Source organism: Cognatiluteimonas profundi, from assembly GCF_009792795.1.
Taxonomy (GTDB): Bacteria; Pseudomonadota; Gammaproteobacteria; order Xanthomonadales; family Xanthomonadaceae; genus Cognatiluteimonas; species Cognatiluteimonas profundi.
Genome location: NZ_VKHQ01000003.1, coordinates 732,035 through 754,060, shown reverse-complemented (window position 1 = coordinate 754,060; position 22,026 = coordinate 732,035). Strand labels below are relative to the sequence as shown.

19 protein-coding genes are annotated in these 22,026 nt (G+C 68.2%); 10 read left to right on the top strand and 9 right to left on the bottom strand.

The features are described 5' to 3' along the window. Window positions 1-64 precede the first annotated feature (64 nt). Window positions 65-1,387 carry a DEAD/DEAH box helicase gene (locus GST15_RS05505; protein ID WP_159016213.1) on the top strand — a complete coding sequence of 441 codons (1,323 nt, stop codon included), beginning with the start codon at window positions 65-67 and terminating at the stop codon, window positions 1,385-1,387. An 88-nt stretch (window positions 1,388-1,475) separates the two neighbouring features. Here the strand turns inward: GST15_RS05505 and GST15_RS05500 are convergent, their stop codons facing one another. The 6 genes from GST15_RS05500 to GST15_RS05475 all read right to left on the bottom strand — a co-directional run bounded on the left by GST15_RS05500 (window position 1,476) and on the right by GST15_RS05475 (window position 7,718). Next, complete coding sequence (locus GST15_RS05500; protein ID WP_159016469.1) at window positions 1,476-2,201, bottom strand: queuosine precursor transporter; 726 nt, start codon at window positions 2,199-2,201, stop codon at window positions 1,476-1,478. Window positions 2,202-2,245: 44 nt separating this feature from the next. Beyond that, window positions 2,246-2,950: a DUF502 domain-containing protein gene (locus tag GST15_RS05495; protein WP_159016212.1), complete on the bottom strand. Its 705-nt coding sequence runs from the start codon at window positions 2,948-2,950 to the stop codon at window positions 2,246-2,248. Window positions 2,951-2,996: 46 nt separating this feature from the next. Further along, window positions 2,997-5,051: a bifunctional serine/threonine-protein kinase/formylglycine-generating enzyme family protein gene (locus tag GST15_RS05490; protein ID WP_159016211.1), complete on the bottom strand. Its 2,055-nt coding sequence runs from the start codon at window positions 5,049-5,051 to the stop codon at window positions 2,997-2,999. A gap of 78 nt (window positions 5,052-5,129) precedes the next feature. Beyond that, entirely contained in the window at window positions 5,130-6,005 is an 876-nt protein-coding gene (gene trxA / locus GST15_RS05485; RefSeq protein ID WP_159016210.1) for a thioredoxin, read from the bottom strand. A 113-nt stretch (window positions 6,006-6,118) separates the two neighbouring features. Beyond that, window positions 6,119-6,370 (bottom strand): SemiSWEET transporter, encoded by a 252-nt coding sequence (locus GST15_RS05480; RefSeq protein ID WP_159016209.1) that lies wholly within the window; start codon window positions 6,368-6,370, stop codon window positions 6,119-6,121. Window positions 6,371-6,386: 16 nt separating this feature from the next. Beyond that, window positions 6,387-7,718: a metal-dependent hydrolase family protein gene (locus GST15_RS05475; protein ID WP_233263057.1), complete on the bottom strand. Its 1,332-nt coding sequence runs from the start codon at window positions 7,716-7,718 to the stop codon at window positions 6,387-6,389. A gap of 208 nt (window positions 7,719-7,926) precedes the next feature. Between GST15_RS05475 and leuS the strand changes: the two genes are divergently transcribed. Genes leuS through rlmH form a run of 6 tightly spaced genes read left to right on the top strand, consistent with a single transcriptional unit; the run spans window position 7,927 to window position 13,994 of the window. Beyond that, on the top strand, window positions 7,927-10,668 hold the full coding sequence (leuS, locus tag GST15_RS05470; protein ID WP_233263085.1) for a leucine--tRNA ligase: 2,742 nt from the start codon (window positions 7,927-7,929) through the stop codon (window positions 10,666-10,668). A 54-nt stretch (window positions 10,669-10,722) separates the two neighbouring features. Beyond that, on the top strand, window positions 10,723-11,283 hold the full coding sequence (locus tag GST15_RS05465) for an LPS-assembly lipoprotein LptE (RefSeq protein ID WP_233263056.1): 561 nt from the start codon (window positions 10,723-10,725) through the stop codon (window positions 11,281-11,283). A gap of 19 nt (window positions 11,284-11,302) precedes the next feature. Beyond that, window positions 11,303-12,337: a DNA polymerase III subunit delta gene (gene holA / locus GST15_RS05460; RefSeq protein ID WP_159016207.1), complete on the top strand. Its 1,035-nt coding sequence runs from the start codon at window positions 11,303-11,305 to the stop codon at window positions 12,335-12,337. Next, a complete protein-coding gene (gene nadD / locus GST15_RS05455) occupies window positions 12,334-13,029 on the top strand; it encodes a nicotinate-nucleotide adenylyltransferase (protein WP_159016206.1) in 696 nt (231 codons plus the stop codon). Before holA ends, nadD begins: the two co-directional genes overlap by 4 nt. Before the next feature lie 41 nt (window positions 13,030-13,070). After that, complete coding sequence (gene rsfS / locus GST15_RS05450) at window positions 13,071-13,493, top strand: ribosome silencing factor (protein WP_159016205.1); 423 nt, start codon at window positions 13,071-13,073, stop codon at window positions 13,491-13,493. 30 nt (window positions 13,494-13,523) lie between these two features. Next, window positions 13,524-13,994 carry a 23S rRNA (pseudouridine(1915)-N(3))-methyltransferase RlmH gene (rlmH, locus tag GST15_RS05445; RefSeq protein ID WP_159016204.1) on the top strand — a complete coding sequence of 157 codons (471 nt, stop codon included), beginning with the start codon at window positions 13,524-13,526 and terminating at the stop codon, window positions 13,992-13,994. A gap of 47 nt (window positions 13,995-14,041) precedes the next feature. Here rlmH and GST15_RS05440 read toward each other — a convergent pair whose 3' ends face one another. The 3 genes from GST15_RS05440 to GST15_RS05430 all read right to left on the bottom strand — a co-directional run bounded on the left by GST15_RS05440 (window position 14,042) and on the right by GST15_RS05430 (window position 15,842). Beyond that, complete coding sequence (locus GST15_RS05440) at window positions 14,042-14,701, bottom strand: energy transducer TonB (RefSeq protein ID WP_233263055.1); 660 nt, start codon at window positions 14,699-14,701, stop codon at window positions 14,042-14,044. A 213-nt stretch (window positions 14,702-14,914) separates the two neighbouring features. Beyond that, window positions 14,915-15,106 carry a hypothetical protein gene (locus tag GST15_RS05435; protein WP_159016203.1) on the bottom strand — a complete coding sequence of 64 codons (192 nt, stop codon included), beginning with the start codon at window positions 15,104-15,106 and terminating at the stop codon, window positions 14,915-14,917. 1 nt (window position 15,107) lies between these two features. Then, complete coding sequence (locus tag GST15_RS05430; protein WP_425482209.1) at window positions 15,108-15,842, bottom strand: SIMPL domain-containing protein; 735 nt, start codon at window positions 15,840-15,842, stop codon at window positions 15,108-15,110. Between the two features lie 142 nt (window positions 15,843-15,984). Between GST15_RS05430 and GST15_RS05425 the strand changes: the two genes are divergently transcribed. From GST15_RS05425 to GST15_RS05415, 3 genes are read left to right on the top strand one after another with little or no spacing between them, the layout of a single operon-like run. Next, window positions 15,985-16,584, top strand: a complete 600-nt coding sequence (locus tag GST15_RS05425) for a Maf family protein (protein ID WP_159016202.1) — start codon at window positions 15,985-15,987, stop codon at window positions 16,582-16,584. Next, window positions 16,581-18,077, top strand: a complete 1,497-nt coding sequence (gene rng / locus GST15_RS05420) for a ribonuclease G (RefSeq protein ID WP_159016201.1) — start codon at window positions 16,581-16,583, stop codon at window positions 18,075-18,077. The genes GST15_RS05425 and rng overlap by 4 nt, the downstream gene beginning before the upstream one ends. A gap of 48 nt (window positions 18,078-18,125) precedes the next feature. Further along, window positions 18,126-21,998: a YhdP family protein gene (locus tag GST15_RS05415; RefSeq protein WP_159016200.1), complete on the top strand. Its 3,873-nt coding sequence runs from the start codon at window positions 18,126-18,128 to the stop codon at window positions 21,996-21,998. Window positions 21,999-22,026: the final 28 nt, after the last annotated feature.

The following is a 22,026-nucleotide window of genomic DNA, read 5'->3' as shown; positions in this document are numbered from 1 at the left end:
TGTCGTCGGCTGGCCAATGGCCAGTCCCGCTGATCGCGCGCGGCCTGTTACGGAGCTCCACCACATGACGTTTGAAACCCTCGGGCTGTCGCCCGCGCTGCTGCGCGCGCTCGCCGAAAACAACTACACCACGCCGACCGCGATCCAGATCGAGGCGATTCCGCTGGCCATGGCCGGCCACGACCTGCTGGGCGGCGCCCAGACCGGCACCGGCAAGACGGCTGCGTTCGCGTTGCCGCTGCTGCAACGCCTGTCGAAACAGACTCCGCCGAACGGTTCGCGCAAGCCGCGCGCGCTGATCCTGACCCCGACGCGCGAGCTCGCGGTGCAGGTCGCCGAAAGCATCAAGACCTACGGACGCCACCTGCACCTGAACGTCACCACGATCTACGGTGGCGCCGGCATGGGCCCGCAGGTCGACAACCTGCGTCGCGGCACCGACATCCTGGTCGCCACGCCGGGCCGCCTGATCGATCACCTGGAGCGTGGCAGCGCCAAGCTCGACGCGATCGAGGTGCTGGTGCTGGACGAAGCCGACCGCATGCTCGATATGGGCTTCCTGCCGGCGATCAAGCGCATCATCAACCGCGTTCCGAAGGAGCGCCAGACGCTGCTGTTCTCGGCGACGTTCGAGGAGCAGATCAAGGCGCTCGCGCTGGAGTTCATGCGCGATCCCAAGCAGGTGCAGGTCACGGCGAAGAACACCATCGCCGAAACCATCGTGCATCGCGCGCATCCGGTCGACGGTTCGCGCAAGCGCGACCTGCTGATCGACATCCTGACCAAGCGCCACACCGACCAGGTGCTGATCTTCGGCAAGACCAAGCACGGCTGCAATCGCCTGGCCGAGCAGCTGGAAACCGCCGGCCTCAAGGCTGTCGCGATCCACGGCAACAAGAGCCAGGCGCAGCGCCAGAAAGCCCTGCGCGATTTCAAGACCGGCAAGGCGCGCGTGCTCGTCGCGACCGACGTCGCCGCGCGCGGCCTGGATATCCCGAACCTGCCGCTGGTCATCAACCATGACCTGCCGATGGTCGCCGAGGATTACATCCACCGCATCGGTCGGACCGGCCGCGCCGGGGCGACGGGTGAGGCGCTGTCGCTGGTCTCGCCGGAAGAAGGCGGCCTGCTGCGCCAGATCCAGCGCATGCTGAAAGTCGACCTGGTGATGGACGTGGTCGAAGGTTATGCGCCGAGCAAGCCGATTCGCCTGGACACGCCGATCCCGCGCAACGGTGGCGGGCAGCGCGACGGACAGCGTCCGCCGGCGCGACCGGGTCACCGCCCGCATGCCCGGACCGCGCCGCCGCGCACCGCGCACGCGGGTCCGAAGCAGCGCTCGGGCGGGCAGGGTGCCTACGCCGGACGGCGTGACACGCGCGCCTGATCCACGGGTGGGTTGAAAAAGAAAAAGGCCGGCAATGCCGGCCTTTTTCTTTGCTGCCTTCCAGGCGCGCCATCCTGGCGAGCCCCGGTCAGCCGGCGGCGGCGAGCTCCCGCAATTCGTGCGCGCGATCGTGGCCCAGGTAGCGGTGGATGCCGGCTCGGGCGATGTACAGCAGCGGGATCAATGCGATCGCGGCGCCCATCTTGTAGAGGTAGTTCAAGGTTCCGACCGCGAGGAACAACGACGTCGGCCAGTGCTGCGGCCCGATGACGAAGGCGATGTACAGCACGACGAAGCTGTCGATCAGCTGCGACACGGCCGTCGACCCGGTTGCACGCAGCCATGCGTGCCGCTCGCCAGTCGCGCGACGGATCCGGTGGAACACGCTGACATCGATCAGTTGTCCGAGCATGAAGGCGATCAGGGAGCCCCAGATGGTCCACAGTCCCTGGCCGAACACGGCGGCGAATGCAGCCTGGTAATCGGGAACACCCTGGTCCTTGACGACCGTGACCCACCACGTGGCCGGCGCCAGGTGGATGGCGATGAAGGCGAAGGCGAAGCCGTAGACGATCAGCCCCGCCGCCAGCCAGCTGATGAAGCGCACGCCCTGGCGACCGTAATACTCGTTGACCGTGTCGGTCATGATGAACACGATCGGCCACAGCAACGTGCCGGCGGTGAAGTTGAGCGAGCCGCTCTGTCCGAACAGGTTCCATTGCAGCGGCGCGATGCCGAGCGTGTCCTCCAGCGCGAAGATCTTGACGCCGATGAATTCCGCGAGCACGGCGTTGACGCAGAAGAACGCCGCCATCGCGATGAACAACCGCGTGCTGCGGTCGTGCAGCGGCCCCGCGCTCAATCCAGCGGATCCACGACCAGCGGACGTCGTACCGAAAAGGGAATCGTGTCGGGCGCCACGGCGCCGCCTGAAATGATGAAGCTCATCGCCTGGTCCACGGTCCAGTCGGTCGGCGTGAGTTTTTCCACTGGCACGACCTCCAGGTAGCCCGATGTCGGATTGGGCGTTGTCGGCACGTAGACCGCGGCGAGTTCACGGCCGGTGCCCTGTTCGCGCAGGATGCGGGTCACGAATCCAACGGACTTCATCTCGTTGTGCGGAAAGTCGATGAGCACCACGCGCTGCGTCCCGTCGGGTTGCGTCTGCAGGATGTCGAGCAGCTTGCGCGCGCTGCCATAGATCGTGCTGGCCAGCGGAATGCGCGCGATCAGGACCTCGAACCAGCGCAGGAGGCGCTGGCCGATGACGCGCCGGGCCATCAGTCCCGACAGCAGGATGACCGCCAGCGTGGCGAGCAATGCCAGCGCCGTCTGTACCCACAACTGGTCGAGCCAGTGCAGTGCGGGGTTCCCCAGCGAGAGTTCCAGGAGCAGGGGGCCGATCAGTGGACGGCTGATGTCCGACAGCAGCACGAAGACGAACTTGACCACGACCCACGTCAGCCATAGCGGCAACAAGGTCAGCAGCCCGGTGATGAACACCTTCTGGAAGCTGGCATGGGCGCGCGGCTGCGCAGCGGCTGTCGTGACGGGATCGGGCATCGGCGGATTCTATAGCGGACGCCGCCGTGCGCGGGCCCCGCGACGACTATTGGTCGCGCACCAGGCGGAAGCCGACGTCGTCGTATCCGCGGCTGGGATCCAGCGGACGCGTGCCGGACGTACCGCGCCAGCTTCGGCCGGTTGACAGGCGTTGGCGGCATCCCGCGGTGCATTCCTCCAGCCACGTGGCCACCGGTGTCGCCGCGCCGGCATTTGGCAGCACGCGCGCTTCGGCGTCGGTCGGCAGGCGATAGTGATGTCCGCTGCGCTGCGCGATCCAGTTTGCGTATGCCGCGGCGTCACTCCAGGACACGCACACCACGGGATGCGCGGCGGACTGCGCGAATCCGGGTTCCTTCCACGATCGCGGCGCCAGCAGGCGAAGCAATGACGTGCGCTCGCGGCACAGTGCCGCGGGGCGACCGGTGGCAAAAGCGAATCGCGCGTAGTCGGCGCGGCTCACGTCGGCGGCGGCGGCGGCGATGACCTTGTCCCCAACCCGCACGAGGCGCATGTGCTCATCGCCGGGGAGCTTGTCGCCAGCGGTCGGGATGCGCTGCGCGCGCGTGGCGAAGCCTGCGATCGTCGTGGGTGCCACGCCCAGCTCGCGAGCGGTTTCGACCGCGGCCAGGGCGGACGCGCGATTGAATTTCTTTTCCGCATCGCCGATGCGGTCGTCCAGTGCGCTGACGACGCCTGCGCGCAGCTTCGCCATGCTTGCGCTGTCACCCTGGCGGGTCTGCGCGGCGAACTGGGTGGCGTGCTGCAGGTAGTCCCTTGCGCGGCGATCGTTGCCGGCGCGCAGGTTGCGATCGGCTTGTGCGCCGAGTGCGTCGAGCAGCTGCCCGATGTCGGCTGCCAGGCGCGGATGCCCCGGATCGACCTTCCACGCCGCGACCAGGCTGTCGTAGGCATTGGCGTCGGCCGGGGCGGTCAGGTTCTGCTGGCGCAATTGCTGTTCGGCCGCCACGACCCAGCGCTCGGCTGGAGATATCGGCAACGGACGCAACATCTGCGTGCCGGGGTCGGTCGCCGTCACCGCCATGCCGGTCGGCTCGCCCGGCTGCGGCAGGTCGCGGCTGGCGCCGGGTGCGCGGAAGAAGGACGACCCGGGGACTTGCTCGGCCTGCCGCAACACCAGGCCGGTTGCGGCGGCGATCGCCAGCACCACGATCAGCCATGCTGTCTTCGGCCAACGCCGCACCTGCTCGATGCCGTACCGCAACTTCTCCCGGGCCATGACCAGTGGCTGCCCGCTGCGTCGTGGCACGCGGTCCAGCGCCTCGCGCATCTGGCGCGCGCTGCGATAGCGCTGCGCAGGGGACTTGGCCAGCGCCTTGTCGAGGAATCGCTGCCAGTGCCGCAACGACCGCGGCAATCGCGGGATCGGATCCTGCGCGTGCATGACCGCCATCGACAGCGCATCGCCAGCCATGTACGGCAACTGCCCGGTGAGCATCTCCCACGCGAGTACGCCGACGCTGTAGAGGTCGGCGCGCGCATCCACTTCTTCGCCGCGGGCCTGTTCGGGTGCCATGTAGGCCGTGCTGCCGACCGCCATGCCGGCTGTCGTGACACGCGGACCGAAGCGTCGCAACGCGATGCCGAAATCCGCGAGCAACGGGCGCTCGGCCTCGTCGAAAAGCACGTTCTCGGCCTTGACGTCGCGGTGCACGACGCCGCGCTGGTGCGCATAGTCCAGCGCGGTCAGCAAGGAGTACAGGATCGCGCGGACGCGCGCGTGCGCATTGTCCAGGCCGTCCTGGGTGAAATCGCGCTGGCCAAGATGGCCATGCGCGAGGAATGGCATCGCGTAATACGGAAGGCCATCGCGGGTGCGACCGATCTCGAAGATGCCGACGATGTGCGGATGCTCGAGGCGCGCGATGGTGCGGGCCTCATTCTCGAAGCGGCGACGGCTGACTTCGTCCGCCAGTGCTTCGGGCAGCATCACCTTGATGGCGACTTCGCGCTCGAGCGACGCCTGCTCCCCCAGGTACACGGTCGACATGCCGCCGTGGCCAATGACGCGCGACAACCGATAGCCGCTTATCTCCGGCATGGCGGCATCGATATCGCTGTCGGGCATCGGGTTTGACATGGCTTTCCAGATTGCAGCGCGAGCATACGCTGGACAAGGGCCGGGCGAACGCCGGTCAGGGGCCCCCGGCCCCACGTGTCACACCAGCAGCAAAGAGGCCATCCTGCGACGGTAGCGCCCCACCAGGTCCTCGTCCTGGACGATGCGGAAAGCATCCAGGAGCGCCTGTTTCGGCAGGCCGTTGTCGAAGCCGCGATTGCGCCGCAGCATTTCGAGGAACTGCTCCAGCCCAGCCTCGGGGTCGCCGGCGACGATCTGCTGCACGCCCAGCAGGTGGCGCGCGCGCAGGTCGTCCGGGTTGGCGGCGATCGCAGCCTCCAGGATCGTTGGCGGCGGTGCATCGCGCAGCAGCGCGGAAAACCCCAGTTGCGTGCGTGCTTTCACCGCGCGTTCGTCGGTGGCGAGGTTGGCCGGGAGTGCGTCGAGCAACTGTTCGGCTTCATGCGCGCCGCCGGTGGCGAGCAGGGCAAGCGCGAGGTCCAGCCGCAGCGCGGCCTGGTCGGGCGCGGCCTCGATCGCCTTGCGCAGGCGCATGACTTCCGCGTGCGGATCCACGGGCGGCGCGGTGTCGACAGCTGGCGGCTCCTCGACGGCGGGTGCCGGTTCGATGCCGTGGTGCTTCAGGAATTCGCGCAGCTGCGCCTCCGGCAAGGCGCCCGGAAATCCATCCAGCAGCTGTCCATCCTTGACGAGCATCACAGTTGGAATGGAACGGATCTGGAACGCGGCGGCGAGCTGCTGCTCTGCATCCACGTCGACCTTGGCCAGCAGGAAAGCGCCGTTGTAGTCCGCGGCGAGCTTTTCCAGGATCGGTCCCAGCTGTTTGCACGGACCGCACCAGGTGGCCCAGAAATCGACAAGCACCGGCACCGTCAATGATTGCTTGAGGACGTCCGCCTCGAAATTGGCCGCGTTGGCATCGAAAACGTACGAGGCTTGCATGCTTTCGGTCATGGGATCACCAAGTGGGGAAAGTGCTGGCAGGGCCGGGCATTGCGCGAAGCGGGACCACCCGCAACGCTAGCATCCCGGGGTTGCAAGGCTTCATGAAGGCGAACGCGGGATCGTCAGCCGTAGCGCAACTTCAATGCCAGGATCGTCGCCGCCAGCGCAAGGGTGACCAGGTTGGAGGCGATCATCGGGACCGATCCCAGGACCACGCCATACCCGATCCAGCAGGCGACACCGACGGTGAAGCTCAGGTACATCGGCATCGAGATGCCGCGCGTGTCCTTGCTGCGGATGATCTGCAGGGCTTGCGGCACGAACGACAACGTCGTCAGTGCCGCTGCCAGGTAGCCGATCCAGTCGCCCGTCACGACGTGGCGCGACCGGTCATGGCTGCTTGTAGACCTGGCCGCCCTTCATCACGAAGTCGACCTGTTTCATCAGCGAGATGTCGGCGGTCGGATCCCCCGGCACGGCGACGATGTCCGCGTACTTGCCGACTTCGACGCTGCCGATGTCCTTGTCCATGCGCAGCAGCTTCGACGCATTCCTGGTCGCCGTCTGCAGGGCGAATGCAGCGGGCATGCCCGCCTGCACCATCAGTTCGAATTCGTGGGCGTTGTCGCCGTGCGGATAGACCCCGGCATCGGTGCCGAAGGCGATCGGCACGCCGGCGCGGTAGGCCCTGCCGGCGGTGGCGAGGATCAATGGCCCGACCTGCGCCGCCTTCGCCGCGACCTGCGGCGGGTAGAAGCCCGGGATCTTCGCTTTCTGCGCGACATAGTCGCCAGCGATGATGGTCGGGACGAACCAGGTCCCGCGCTGCTTCATCAGCTTCATGTCGGCGTCGTCCATGTAGGTGCCGTGCTCGATCGAGTCGACACCGGCCAGCACCGCGCGCCGGATGGCTTCGGTGCCGTGCGCATGCGCGGCAACCGCGTAGCCGTAGTCCTTCGCCGCGGCAACCAGCGCGCGCAGCTCTTCCTCGGTGAGCTGTGAATTGTCGGCGCTTGTGCTTTCATCGAGGACGCCGCCCGACGGCATGATCTTGATCAGGTCGACTCCGTCCTTGTAATGCTGGCGAATCGCCTTCCACGCGTCCTGCGGTCCGTTGATGATGGCGTCCTGCGGGCCGGGATCGCCCTGCAGGTCGGCGCGATAGCCATCGGTGGGATCGGCATGTCCGCCAGTCGAGCCGATCGGCTTGCCAGCGGTCAGGATGCGCGGTCCGTCGACGATGCCGGCCTTGATCGCATTGCGAAGCGCGATCGATTCGTTCGCGGTGTCGCCCAGGTTGCGCACCGTGGTGAATCCGGCAAGCAGGGTCCGGCGCGCATAGACGGTGCCGCGGATCGCGTAGTCCGCCGGGTTCAGGCGGAACTGGTCGGAGTAGCTCGACGCGCTGAACTGCGACGTCAGGTGCACGTGGCTGTCGATCAGCCCGGGCAGGCAGGTGCCTGCCAGTTCGATCACCTTCGCACCGGCGGGTGGCGTCGCGCGGCCGGCCTGCACGGAGGCGATCCGGTCGCCCTGCACGATGATGCTGGTCTCGCCCTGCAGCTTGCCGCTGCCGGAGTCGAACAGGTGACTGCAATGCAGCATCGTCGCCTGCGCAGGCGTGGCTGGATCGCTGGCGTGGACCGGGAGCATGGTTGCCACCGCGAGCACGGCGAACGCCGGGATCGCAAGCTGGCGAAAAGCGGGCAGTCGGCTGGGCATGGCGGGGCTCGATGATGTTGTCTGGAAGGGAAGGGTTCGCGGGCGGTGGATATCGCCTGGCATGCAAGGGCTGCAGGTCGCGACGCCGCATTCTAACCACGTGGCTCTACCGTCACCGGGCACTGATGCGCGCTTTTGGCGTCTCTCGCCGTGGCGGCCCATGGTGGGCTGGGGTAGGCTTCCCGGTCCTCCCCGTTGCGTGCCTGCCGTGTCCGCCGAGCCTGTCGCCTACGATCCCTCCGCCGTCGAATCCGCCGCCCGCCAGTTCTGGGAGGACAGCCGTGCGTTCGAGGTGCGGGAGGACGCAGGCAGGCCCAAGTTCTATTGCCTGTCGATGCTGCCGTATCCCTCGGGCGCGTTGCACATGGGGCATGTGCGCAACTACACGATCGGCGACGTCATCAGCCGCTACCAGCGGATGACGGGCAAGAACGTCCTGCAGCCCATGGGCTGGGACGCGTTCGGCCTGCCCGCGGAAAACGCGGCGATCAAGAACCGCACCGCGCCGGCGAAGTGGACCTACGCCAACATCGAGCACATGCGCGCGCAGCTCAAGACGATGGGTTATGCGATCGACTGGAGCCGCGAGTTCGCCACCTGCCGGCCCGAGTACTACGTGCACGAGCAGCGCATGTTCGTGCGGCTGATGAAGAAGGGCCTGGCGTATCGCAAGAACTCCGTCGTCAACTGGGATCCGGTGGACCAGACCGTACTCGCCAACGAGCAGGTGATCGACGGTCGCGGCTGGCGCTCGGGCGCACTGGTGGAGAAGCGCGAGATCCCGCAATGGTTCCTGCGCATCACCGACTACGCCCAGGAGCTGCTTGACGGCCTGGATACGCTCGATGGCTGGCCGGATTCGGTCAAGACGATGCAGCGCAACTGGATCGGTCGCAGCGAAGGCCTCGAGTTCGCGTTCGACATCCAGGACCGCAACGGGACGCTGCACCCGCGACAACTGAAGGTGTTCACCACGCGTCCGGACACGCTGATGGGAGTCACTTTCGTCAGCATCGCGGCCGAGCATCCGCTGGCGATCGCTGCCGCGCAGGACAATCCGGCGCTTGCGGCGTTCATCGCCGAGCTCAAGCATGGCGGCACGTCCGAGGCGGAGCTGGAGACGCAGGCCAAGCGCGGCATGGACACCGGCCTGCGTGCATTGCATCCGGTCAGCGGCGAGCCGCTTCCGGTCTTCGTTGCCAACTTCGTCCTGATGAGTTACGGCACGGGCGCGGTCATGGCGGTGCCCGGCCACGACCAGCGCGATTGGGAATTCGCGCGCACCTACGACCTGCCGGTCCGGATGGTGGTCGTTCCCGACAACGTCCGCGATGCGATCGATGCCATCGGCCGCCATGCGGCCAGCCACGACGATCCCATGCGCAGCGCCCTGGGCGAAGCAGCGGCCATCGAGCTGTACGATGCCGGCGCCGCGGTCCAGGTCGTGCGCGAGTTCGAGCATCGCATCGCCGCGGAAGGCGCGTACACGGAGCGCGGGGTGCTGGTGAATTCCGGCGACCTCGACGGCATGGATTTCCAGCAGGCGTTCGATGCACTGGCCGAGCGCTTCGAGCACGATGGGCGCGGCGAGCGACGCGTCAACTTCCGCCTGCGCGATTGGGGCGTCAGCCGCCAGCGCTACTGGGGCTGTCCGATTCCCGTCATCTACTGCGAGGCTTGCGGCGCGGTGCCGGTGCCGGAAGACGCATTGCCGGTCGTATTGCCCGAAGACGTGCAGCTGATGGGAACCGGCTCGCCGATCAAGGCCGATCCCGAATGGCGTCGGACGACCTGCCCGCAGTGCGGCGGCGCCGCCGAGCGCGAAACCGACACATTCGACACCTTCATGGAATCAAGCTGGTACTACGCGCGCTACACCTCGCCGGGCGCGACCGGCATGGTCGATGCGCGGGCCAATCACTGGCTGCCGGTCGACCAGTACATCGGCGGCATCGAGCACGCGATCCTGCACCTGCTGTACTTCCGCTTCTATCACCGCCTGCTGCGCGACGAAGGCCTGGTCGGAAGCGATGAGCCCGCGCGCAACCTGCTGACCCAGGGCATGGTGATCGCCGAGACGTTCTATCGCGACAGCGACGACGGATCGCGGGAATGGATCAATCCGGCGGATGTCGAAATCCGTCGCGACGAGCGCGCGCACATCATCGGCGCGGTGTTGAAGGCCGACGGGCAGCCGGTCCGGATCGGCGGCATCGAGAAGATGTCGAAATCCAAGAACAACGGCGTCGACCCGCAGGCCATGGTCGACCGCCATGGCGCGGATACCGTGCGGCTGTTTTCGATGTTCGCCGCGCCGCCCGAGCAGTCGCTGGAATGGAACGAAGCGGGCGTGGAAGGCATGTCGCGTTTCCTGCGCCGTTTCTGGCGGGAAGTCATGACCCATGTCGGCCAGCCCGACCATCCACCGGTCGATCGCAACGCGTTGTCGCCCGCGCAGGCGACCTTGCGTCGGCAGGTGCATGAAACCATCCGCAAGGTCGGCGACGACTACGGACGCCGGCACAGCTTCAACACCGCGATCGCGTCGCTGATGGAGTTGCTGAACCACGTTTCCAGGTTCGACGACATGAGCGAGCAGGGCCGCGCGGTTCGCCACGAAGCGCTGGAGATGATGGTGCTGCTGCTCAATCCGGTGACGCCGCATGTCAGCCATGCGCTGTGGCAGGCGCTCGGGCATGGCGAAACCCTGATCGAGGACGTGCCGTTCCCCCAGGCCGATCCCGCCGCGCTCGTCCGCGACACGCTCACCCTGGCGGTGCAGGTCAACGGCAAGTTGCGCGGCACCATCGAGGTCGCGCCCGACACCGACCGCGCCCTGATCGAAGCCGCTGCGCTGGGCGAGCCGCATGTCGCACGGTTCCTGGAAGGACTCACGGTCCGCAAGGTCATCGTGGTGCCCGGTCGCATCGTCAACATCGTCGCCGGCTGACGACCGGGCAGGCCACGCTTGCCCGCCTGACCGACGTCCGCCAGACTGCCCCGCATGACCAGACTTCCGATCTCCCTTTCGATGTTGGCGCGCGGATGCAGCCTCATGCTGCTGGCATTCGCCCTGACTGCCTGTGGCTTCCATCTGCGCGACGCGCTGGCGATTCCCGCCGACCTGGGCCCGCTGCGCGTGGTCTCCCCCGATCCCTACAGCCCGCTGGCGACCGCGCTGTCCGAGGCGCTGGATCGTGCTGGCGCGACGCCGGCCGCGGACGATGCCACCACCGGCGTGGCGACCCTGCGCATCGTCTCCGAGCGATGGGGAAGCACGCCGCTGTCCGTCGACCAGGCCGGACGCGCGCAGGAATACACCCTTCGATACGCGGTGATCTTCGTCCTCAACCGCGCCGACGGCACCGACCTGGTGCCACAGCAGGTGGTCGAGTTGTCGCGCGACTACATCTCGGTGCCGACCAATTCCTCGGGCACCGAAGGCGAGCGCGAAATCCTGACCCGCGAACTGCGCCGCGAGATGGTCGCCTCGATCCTGCGTCGCATCGATGCCGCCTCGCATGATCCGACCAAGGTGCCAGCACCGGTGCCCGTCGCGCCCTGATCCGGCCTGAGGCCAACACATGGAACTGAAGGTCGATCGGCTGGAGGCGCACCTGAAGGCGCATCCGCTGCCGCCGGCCTGCCTGGTTGCCGGTCCGGAGCCCTTGCTGGTGCTGGAAGCCGCCGACGCCATCCGCGCGGCAGCGCGGTCGCAGGGGATCCTGGATCGCGAGGTCTTCGAGGCCGAAGGCCAGCGCGAGCTGGACTGGAACGCGCTGGAATCCAGCTTCCGCAGTCCGGGGCTGTTCTGCAGCCGGCGCCTGGTCGAGCTGCGCCTGCCGACCGGTAAACCTGGAGTGGAAGGCGCACGCGTGATCAGCGAGTTCTGCGCCGATCCCCCCGCCGACGTTGTCCTGCTGGTGACCGGCGGCGACTGGAGCATGAAGCACGCCGGAAAGTGGAGCCAGGCCATCGGCAGCGCGGGCCTGGTGGTCATCGCATGGGCGGTCAAGCCGCATGAACTGGTCGGCTGGATCGAACGTCGCCTGCGCGCCAAGGGTGTCGCGGCTAGCGCCGATGCCGTGCAGAGGCTGGCGGATCGCGTCCAGGGCAACCTGCTGGCCGCCGCCCAGGAGATCGAAAAACTCGCCCTGCTCAGCCACGACGGCGTCCTGGATGCCGATCGGATGGACGCGCTGGTTGCCGATGCAGCGCGCTTCGATGTCTTCCGCCTGCTCGATGCCGCGATGAACGGCGAAGCGGCGCACGTCTCGCGCATGCTGGCCGGGCTGCGGGCCGAAGGCGAAGTCGTTCCCGCCCTGCTCGGCATGATCGTCAAGGAGTTGCAGCGTGCGGCCGCTATCGCCCGCGTGCAGGCCCGCGGCGGCAACCTTGCCGCCGAATTCAAGGCGCAGCAGATCTGGGAATCGCGGCAAGCGCCTTATCGGCGCGCACTGTCGCGACACCCGGTGTCGCAATGGGAGCAGTTCGTGGCGCGGGCGGCCGTGGTCGACCAGGCCGCGAAGGGCAGGGCAGCAGGTGACCCCTGGGTGTTGCTCGAGCGCCTCCTGCTCGCCGTCGCCGATGCAAGGGCGCGGTCGCTGCTCGCCTCGTGACCGCGGACCTTCCGCTGCACGTGTTCTACGGGGGCACGTTCGATCCCGTGCACAACGGGCATCTGGCGATCGCCTGTGCGGCCCGCGACGCGCTGTCGGCCGACATCCGCCTGCTGCCAGCGGCCGATCCACCGCATCGGCCCCGCCCGGGTGCCAGCGCGACCGACCGGGCCGAGATGGTGCGCCTGGCGATCGCGGACACGCCCGGACTGTTGCTGGACCTGCGCGAACTCGCGCGCGAAGGCCGCTCCTGGAGCATCGACACCCTGACGGCGCTGCGCGCGCAACTCGGGCCGGACGCGTCGATCGCGTGGCTGGTCGGTGCCGACAGCTTCCGCGACCTGCCCAGTTGGAAGGACTGGCGGGAGCTGTTCGCGCTGACGCATTTCGTCGTCGCTGAACGCGCCGGTTTCCCACTCGACGGCGCTACGGACGCCTTGCGCCAAGCGCTCGACGGACGCTGGGTGGATCATCCGGCAGCGCTGCGCGCGGCGCCAGCCGGCCGCGTGCTTGCCCTGCACCAGACACTGCAATCGCATTCGGCGACGGGAATCCGCGATCGCATCGCCGCCGGTCGCGACTGGTCCCAGCTGGTACCACCGGCCGTGGCCGCCTACATCGTCGAACACCACCTGTACAGCATGTCCGCGGCCGACGCCGTCATCGGGCCGCGACCGGGCGCTCCGTTATAATTGCGTTTCCTCCTGAAAGCGCCGCGCAGCGAGTTTCCGCCTTGACATCCAAAGCCCAGGTCATCAAGACCCGTTTGCCCAACCCGGCTCCGCCCACCGACGTACTGTTGCAGACGGTCCTTGATGCAGTCGCCGAGCTCAAGGCGCGCGACGTGATCGAAATCGACGTGCGCGGCAAGAGCAGCGTCACCGACTGGATGGTCGTGGCGTCGGGTACATCGACCCGCCACGTCAAATCGATCGCAGATGAAGTCGTCCGCTTCGCGAAGAAGCTCGATGTGCAGCCGCTCGGCGTCGAAGGCGAGCGCGAGGCCGAGTGGGTCCTGGTCGACCTCGGCGATGTCGTCGTCCACGTGATGCTGCCGCGCGTGCGCGAGTTCTATGCGCTCGAGCGCCTGTGGACCGTCGGCGACCAGCCGCCGGACGAACACGTCATCGAAGAAGCCGCCGAAGACCGGACCTGACGGCAGCCTGCCACGGGCTGATCGCCACCCATGAAAGCGCGTCTCATCGCCGTCGGCGAGCACCCACCGTCATGGGTCGTCGCGGGATTCGACGAATACCGCAAGCGCCTGTCGCGATGGCTTCCGCTGGAGCTCGTCGAGATCGAGCCCGGCGTGCGCGGCAAGGGTCGTGACGCGTCCCGCGCGATCGCCGACGAGGGCGGGCGCGTACTCGCCGCATTGCCGCGGAACACCCACGTCGTCGCGCTCGATGGTCCCGGCAGGTCATGGACGTCGGAAGAGCTGGGCCAGCGACTGGAATACTGGCGCGGACTCGGTCGCGACCTCGCATTCCTGATCGGTGGGCCCGAGGGTCACGCCGCCGACGTCAGCGCGCGCGCGGACGAGCGCTGGTCGCTGGGGCCGCTGACGCTGCCGCACATGCTGGTGCGATTGGTCGTCGCCGAACAGCTCTATCGCGCCGCGACGCTGCTTGCCAACCACCCGTACCACCGCGCTTGACCACCGCATGGCCGACGGCGCAGGGACATCCCCGCGCCGCCGTGGGATCAACCGCCCAGGTTGAAGGCGATCGGCACCAGTCCGATGGCCTGCATCGCCCGGCCGTCCTTCATCGCCGGCCGGAAATGCCAGTGCTCCAGGACCTGCCTGCGCGCAGCGATGTCCAGCCGCCGGTCACCACTGCTGTGCTGCACATCCACCCGCAACGGGCGCCCATCGACATCGACCAGCACCTGCAGCATCACGGTGCCCTCGACGCCTGCGCGCAGCGCGTCGCGCGGGTAGGCCGGAGCCGGCGCCCGGTCGTATTCCAGGCGCACGCCCGGCAGCGGTTGGCTCACATCCTCGATGGTCCTGGTGGGCTCGGTGCCGATATCGGTATCGATGGTCATCGCCGACCGGGTGTCGGTAATGACTGGCGTCTCGTCGGTCTGTGGCGTGGCAGCCCTTTCATGGACGGGAGTGGCATGCGCAGCGGGCGGCGTGTGCGTGATGGGGACCGGAACCGGCGGCGTCGGCGGCTTCGGGCGCGCTTCCACCCAGTGCAGGACCTGCGTGATCGTGGGCAGCGGCATCACCGGTGGCGCGCTCATCGGCACCAGCAGGAGCATCAGCAGGGCGGTGTTGAGCGTGATCGCGGCCGCGAGGCCGGCAATGCGGTTGGGCTCGAGGTGGGGGCGTTGGGTGTGACGGATCGAATGCACCATGGGATTCTCCGGTTGCCTGCACAACGGTCGACAGCGCGATGGCTGCCTGGGCGTCAACGCGCCGACGGCGGAGGTGGGGTTGGGCGGCCCCCCAAGGGCTCCGCCACTCGAAGCTGCTCCGTACGCATGAGTACGGGAAGCGGCGGCTGACGATCGTCGTGAAAAGGGCGACCAGTGGTCGCCCTCGATCAGCCAGGGAACGGAGCAGAAGCCTCAGGAGCCTTTTGCGGGGTCCGGCTGCGCGTCGGGGTCGTGGCCCAGTTCGCCCGCGTCGGGCGACGGCCGAGGGGGAATGACCCGCTGGCGGGCGTCGTCCTTGTCGCGGGCCTGGTTTTCGGCATAGCCGGCATTGCGACCGGCCTTCGGATCCGCGGCGGGGGGAGAGGTCCTGTCGGGGCCGGCCATGTCAGCGACCCAGTTCGAAGACGATATCGAGGGTCACGCTCAGCGCGGTCTCGCCGGGTGAAACCGCCGTGTCGGCCTCCGCCTTGCCGCGGGCCATCGCCTGCATCGCGATCGGGCCTGGCGGACGTGAGCCGCCGCCCTCGCTGATGCTGACGATGCGGCGCACGCGCATGCCGAGCGTCTTGGCGTACATCGCCGCACGCGCCTGGGCCTTGTCCAGGGCCGCGCGGCGCGCTTCGTCATAAGCCGGTTCTGGCTGGTCGATCTCGAAGCTCGGCCCGTTGACCTGGTTCGCACCGCTGGCGACCAGTGCGTCGAGCACCTTGCCCAGTTTGGCGATGTCATGGACGCGCAGGTTGACGGTGTTGCTGGCCTGGTAACCGATGATGGTCGGGTTCTGGTTCTCGACGTACCGGTATTGCGGATTGAGGTTGATGCCGCTGGTCTGGATGTCGCGTTGTGGAATCCCGGCCGCCTGGATGGCAGCCATCACCTTGTCCATCTGCGTGGCGTTGCTGCGCATCGCCGTGTTCGCGTCCACCGCCTGGGTCACCACGCCGGCCGATATCGTTGCCACGTCGGGCACGCGCCGGGATTCGGCTTCGGCGGACACCGCAAGCAATGTCCCGTCGCCAGACGTCACCGGCGCGGCGACGGCAGCGGGAGAACCCTGCGCGAAGGCGTTGGCGACCATGAGGGAGGAGGACAAGGTCGCCGCACACAGGACAAGGCGCAGGAAACGCGTGCTGGGCAGGTGCATTGGAATCTCCGTGTGGGATGAACAGGGTTGGTACCGATGGGTGAACGAACTGTGAGCCGCACCGGGGTTATCGCCCCGGGCGACCGGTCGGCACGCGGGCGCAGGGTATTCTCCACGGATGCTGTATCTCGCCTCGCAATCTCCGCGTCGCCGCGACTTGCTGACCCTGCTCGGCTTGCGTTTCGGCGTGCTCGATATCGACGTCCCCGAAGTCAGGCGCAGCGACGAGCCTGCCGAGGACTACGTCGACCGCGTGGCCCGTGAGAAAGCCGGTGCGGGCCTGCTCGAGGTTGTAGCGGTGCCGGGCGCGTGGGTGCTCGGCGCCGATACCGAAGTCGTGCTGGATGGAGAGGTGTTCGGCAAACCGCGCGATGGCGACGATGCCGCCGCGATGCTGCGACGTCTCTCGGGCCGCACGCACCAGGTGCTGTCGGCCGTCTCGCTGGTGTCGGCCGGGCGTGAGTTGCAGGCCAGGTGCCATTCGCAGGTCACCCTGGCGCCGCTGGATGACGCCGCGATCGCCGCCTATGTCGCCAGTGGCGAGCCCGACGGCAAGGCTGGCGGTTATGCGATCCAGGGCCTGGCGCAGGCCTTCATTTCGCACCTGTCGGGCAGCTACTCCGGCGTCATGGGCCTGCCGCTGTTCGAGACCGGGCAGTTGCTCCGCCAAGCCGGTCTGATCGGCTGCGAACCACCTCCTGCCGGCGCCGGCGCATGACCGAGGAAATCCTCATCAACGTGACGCCGCGCGAGACCCGCGTGGCCGTCGTCGAAAACGGAATGCTGCAGGAGCTGCACATCGAACGCGGCTGGAGTCGCGGCGTCGTGGGCAACATCTACAAGGGTCGCGTGCAACGGGTGATGCCGGGCATGCAGGCGGCATTCGTGGAGATCGGGCTGGACCGCGCCGCATTCCTGCATGCCAACGACATCCAGCGTCCGGCCCCGGCGCGCACGATCGATGGCGTCGAAACCCCGGTGACGCCGGCCATGCCCGCGACGGTTCCCTCGATCACCGAATTGCTGCGCGAAGGCGGCGAGGTGATCGTGCAGGTGGTCAAGGATCCCATCGGCAGCAAGGGCGCGCGCCTGACGACGCAGCTGAGCATCCCGTCGCGCTACCTCGTGCTGCTGCCGCAGTCCAAGGTGGTCGGTGTGTCGTCGCGGATCGAGGACGAGACCGAGCGCGCGCGACTCAAGGGCCTGGTCGCGGAGTTGTCCGCGCCGCTGGGCAGCCCGGGCTACATCGTCCGCACCAACGCCGAAGGACAACCGGCCGAAGCGCTCGCCGAGGACGTCGCATATCTCGGTCGTGCATGGGCGCTGGTCGAGGAGCAGGTCCGCAGCGCCCGCGTCGGCGCCTGCATCTACGAGGACCTGAGCCTGCCGATGCGCGCCGTGCGCGACCTCATGCGCCGCGATGTGGAGAAGGTCAAGGTCGACTCGCGCGAAACCTGCGAACGCCTTCGCAGCTTTGCCGCGCAATACATGCCGGGCCTGGCCGAGAAGATCGAGCACTACACCGGCGCACGCCCGGTGTTCGACCTCTACGGCGTCGAGGACGAGATCCAGCGCGCGCTGGAGAAACAGGTGCCGCTCAAGTCGGGCGGCTACCTGGTGATCGACCAGACCGAGGCGATGACCACCGTCGACGTCAACACCGGCTCGTTCCTCGGGCAAAGAAACCTGGAGGAGACCGTCTACCGCACGAACCTTGAGGCCGCACAGGCGGTGGCGCGGCAACTGCGCCTGCGCAACCTGGGCGGCATCATCATCATCGACTTCATCGACATGCACGACGCCGACCATCGGCGCCAGGTGCTGCGCACCATCGAGAAGGCGCTGGCGCGCGACCACGCCAAGACCACGGTCTATGATTTCTCGCCGCTGGGCCTGGTCGAGATGACGCGCAAGCGCACCGTGGAAAGCCTCGAGCGGCAGCTGTGCGAGCCCTGCCACGAGTGCGGTGGGCGCGGCATGCTCAAGACCGCGGAAACGGTGACCTACGAAATCTTCCGCGAGATCACCCGCGCGGTGCGGCAGTTCGAGGCGGCGCGGCTGCTGGTGATCGCCTCGCCGAAGGTCGTCGCGCGCATCACCGACGAGGAGTCCGCGGCCGTTGCCGAGCTTGAGGAATTCCTCGGCAAGTCGATCCGTTTCCAGGCCGACACCCAGTACATGCAGGAGCAGTTCGATGTCGTGCTGCTGTAGTCCGGCCAGCTGTAGTCCGGCCTGCTGTAATCCGGCGCAGGGACGCTGATGCCGACACCGTTGCGCCGACGCCTGCGCATGGCGCGTCGCGGGATCTGGTACGCGTTCGCGGTCAGCCTGGTTCTCATGGCGCTCATCGCGGGCGTCGTCAGCCAGTTGCTGCCGCTGGCGCAGCGACATCCCGATCGCATTGCCGCCTGGCTGAGCCAGCGCGCCGGACGACCGGTCACCTTCAACGCCGTCGAAACCCGATGGACGCGACGCGGGCCGTTGCTGCGGCTGGATGGCATGCGCGTGGGAACCGGCAGCAAGGCGGTAGTGATCGGCGACGCGGAGATACAGGTATCGCAATACGCCGGCTTGCTCCCCGGCCGTTCGTTCACCGAGCTGCGACTGCATGGCCTGGACCTGACGATGGAACAGGGGCGCGACGGCCGCTGGACGGTGCGCGGCCTGCCCGGGCAGGCGCAACAACCCGAGGATGATCCCTTCGGCCCGCTCGAGGGCCTGGGCGAACTGCAGGTCATCGGCGGCAAGCTGTCGGTGGTGGCGCCGGCGCTGGGCATCGACACCCACCTGCCGCGCGTGGACGTGCGCTTGCGCGTGGATGGGCGCCGCGTGCGCATCGGCGCCCGCGCATGGGCGCGACTGGATCGTCCGCCCGTGCTCGGCGCCGCGGATTTCGATCGCACCGTCGGCGACGGCCGCATCTACGCCGGCGCCAAAAACGTCGACCTGTCGGCCTGGTCCTCGCTGTTGAAGATCGCCGGCGTTCGCGCCGTCGCCGGAAACGGTCGTGCCGAGGCCTGGGCGGACCTGCAGCAACATCGGATCGCCGCCGTCACGGTGGACGCCGCGCTGGACAAGCTGCAACTGCACGGGGCGCCATTGCCGTCGACGCAGGCAGCGACCACCGATGCGCAACTCCTGCTGCCCGCCGTGCAGGCACGCCTGCGCTGGCGTTCGATCGCCGGCGGCTGGCGGCTCGATGCGCCGACGTTGCGCGTCGAGGCGGGAAACCGGCGGCAGACGCTGGATGGGTTGCTGATCGGCGGCGGGCAGCGTTACGCGCTGCTGGCCGATCACGTGGATGCCGGGCCGGTGCTTGCGGTCGCGGCATTGAGTGATCGCCTGGCCCCGGCGGTGCGCCGCTGGCTGCTGGCGGCAAGGCCGGACGCTGCGCTGAGCGACGTCGTCCTGGCCGGCAATCGCTCTGGTGCACTGCGGGCTTCTGCACGCATCGACAACATGGCATTCGCCCCGGTCGGCTCCGCACCCGGCATGTCCGGCCTGGCCGGATGGCTGGAAGGCGACGAACGCGCGGCGCGTTTCCGCTTCGACGCGCGCACCGCCACGCGCGTCGACTGGCCGCTTGGATTCGGCGGCTCGCGCGATGCAAGCGTGCAGGGCGAAGTGGACGGCTGGCGCGACGACACCGGCTGGCAGCTGGCGACGCCGGCACTGCGGGTGACCAGCGCCGGTGTCTCGGCGCAGTTGCGCGGCGGCCTGCGGTTCGGGGTCGATGGTCCGCACCTGGACCTGGCCGCGCAGCTGGATGATTTTCCGGCGCTCGCCGCGAAGCAATTCTGGATCCGCAACCTGATGCCGCGGGCCACCATCGACTGGCTCGACGCGGCACTCGTCGGCGGCCGCGTGCACGATGGTCGCGTGCTGGTTTCCGGCGACCTGCGGGATTGGCCGTTCATCGCCAGGGACGGCCTGCCCGGCAAGGGCGCGTTCAAGGCGACGGCGCAACTGCAGGATGCGGTGCTGAAATTCCAGCCGCAGTGGCCCGCCCTCGAGCATGCCGACGCGGACCTTGTTTTCGCTGGCGAAGGCTTCAGCGTTGGTGGCAAGGGAGTGCTCGCCGGTGTGGGCGTGCGTCGTTTCGACGCCGGTATCGCGCGATTCAGCCGAGCGGAATTGACCGTGCATGCGCAGGGCGGTGGCGATTCGTCCCAGTTGCTGGGATTGCTCAGGCAAAGCCCGCTGCACGCGCAATACGGCGAGACGATGGACAATATTGGCGCAAGCGGCCTGGCATCGGTCACGTTCGACCTGCTGCTTCCATTCGACGACCGATCGCGCAGCAGCGTGATGGGTGGAACGGTTGACCTGGCTGGCGCGCACCTGTCCGAGAAGCGCTGGGATATCGCCTTCGACGCCGTGCGCGGACGCGCCACCTACGGCAACGGCGGATTCGCCGCGGACAAGCTCGCGGTGGTGCGCGCGGGCCAGCCCGGCAAGCTGTCGCTGCGCGCAGGGACGTTCGTGCTGGACAAGCGCCAGGCGTTCGAGGCAGACCTGCAGGCGATGCTGTCCGCCGACGACCTCGTCGCGCGCGCTCCGGAACTGGGCTGGCTCAAGCCCTACCTGGACGGTAGCTCGTCCTGGACCGTCGGCGTCGCCGTGCCAAAAACACAATCCGCCAAGACAGCGGCCCAGCCGAGCCAGCTGCAACTGCATTCGGACCTCGTCGGTACCGCCATCAGCCTGCCGGCGCCATTGCGCAAGGCGGCCGGCGTGCCGCTGCCGGCGACGATCAGCGCGGCGCTGCCGATGGGCAGCGGCGAGGTGAAGGTCGCGCTGGGCAGCCTGATGGCGCTGCGCGCGCGCAGCAGCCGTGCCCCGAACGGGAGCCAGCAGACCGGCGTCCGCGTGGTGCTCGGCGGCAACACGGTTGCGGACGCACCGCCCGCCTCGGGGTTGATCGCCAGCGGTCGTGCGGACACGCTCGACGCGCTGGACTGGATCGCCGTGACCAGGTCGGACGGTCATGGCGGTGGCGCGATGCCGTTGCGCAGCATCGACCTGAACGCCGGACGCCTGCGCCTGCTGGGCGCGGAGTTCGCGAACACGCGCATGCAGGTCACGCCGGCCGCAGGTGCAACCCTGGTCCAGGTGCAGGGCGATGCGCTCGCAGGCAGCGTGCGCATTCCCGATGCCGAGGGGGCTGCGATCAGCGGCCGCTTGCAGCACGTGCACTGGCGCATGGCGCCAGCAGCGGCGGACGTTGCCGCCAGCCGCGCCGTCGACCGTACGGCGACTGATTCCACGACGACCATCGACCCGGCGAAGGTGCCGCCGCTGGCGCTCGACGTGGTGGACCTGCGCGTCGGCAACGCGGCACTGGGCGCCGCGACCCTGCGCACGCAGCCGATCGCCGGCGGCATGCACGTCCAGCAGTTGCAGGCACGCGCGCCAGGCCAGCGCATCGATGTCAGCGGCGACTGGACCGGTCGCGGAGCCGCTGGCCGGACGCAGCTGCAGGTGACGGCCGCAAGCGACGACTTCGGCGCGCTGGTGGCGGGATTCGGCTATGGCGGACAACTGTCCGCTGGCCGCGGCACCGCCAGCCTGGCCGCTGGCTGGCCGGGAAGCCCGGCGGACTTCCGCCTCGCTGCCCTGACTGGATCCCTGCACCTGGCCATTCGCGATGGCCAGCTGGTCGAGGTCGAACCCGGCGCCGGCCGCGTGCTGGGCCTGCTCAGCCTTGCGCAGCTGCCTCGCCGGCTGACGCTCGATTTCCGCGACTTCTTCGAAAAGGGTTTCGCATTCGGCAAGGTCGACGGCGATGTCCGCCTCGGTGGCGGCCTGGCGCGCAGCGACAACCTGGTGATCGATGGCCCGGCAGCGGAGATCCGGATCAGCGGCACCGCCAACCTGCTCGAGCAGCAGTACGACCAGACCATCCTCGTGCTGCCCAAGACCGGCAACCTGCTGACGGCCGTCGGCGCCATTGCAGGCGGCCCGGTCGGCGCGGCCATTGGCGCCGCCGCCAACCAGATGTTGAAGAAACCACTCGGGCGACTGGCCGCCAAGACCTACCGGGTCACGGGCCCATGGAAGGATCCGAAAGTCGAGGTGATCAGTCGCGAGCAGTCGCGCGCCGGCACCACGACGCGGCCCGCGCCCGGTTGATTACGCTGCCTTGCGACCGCATTCCCTA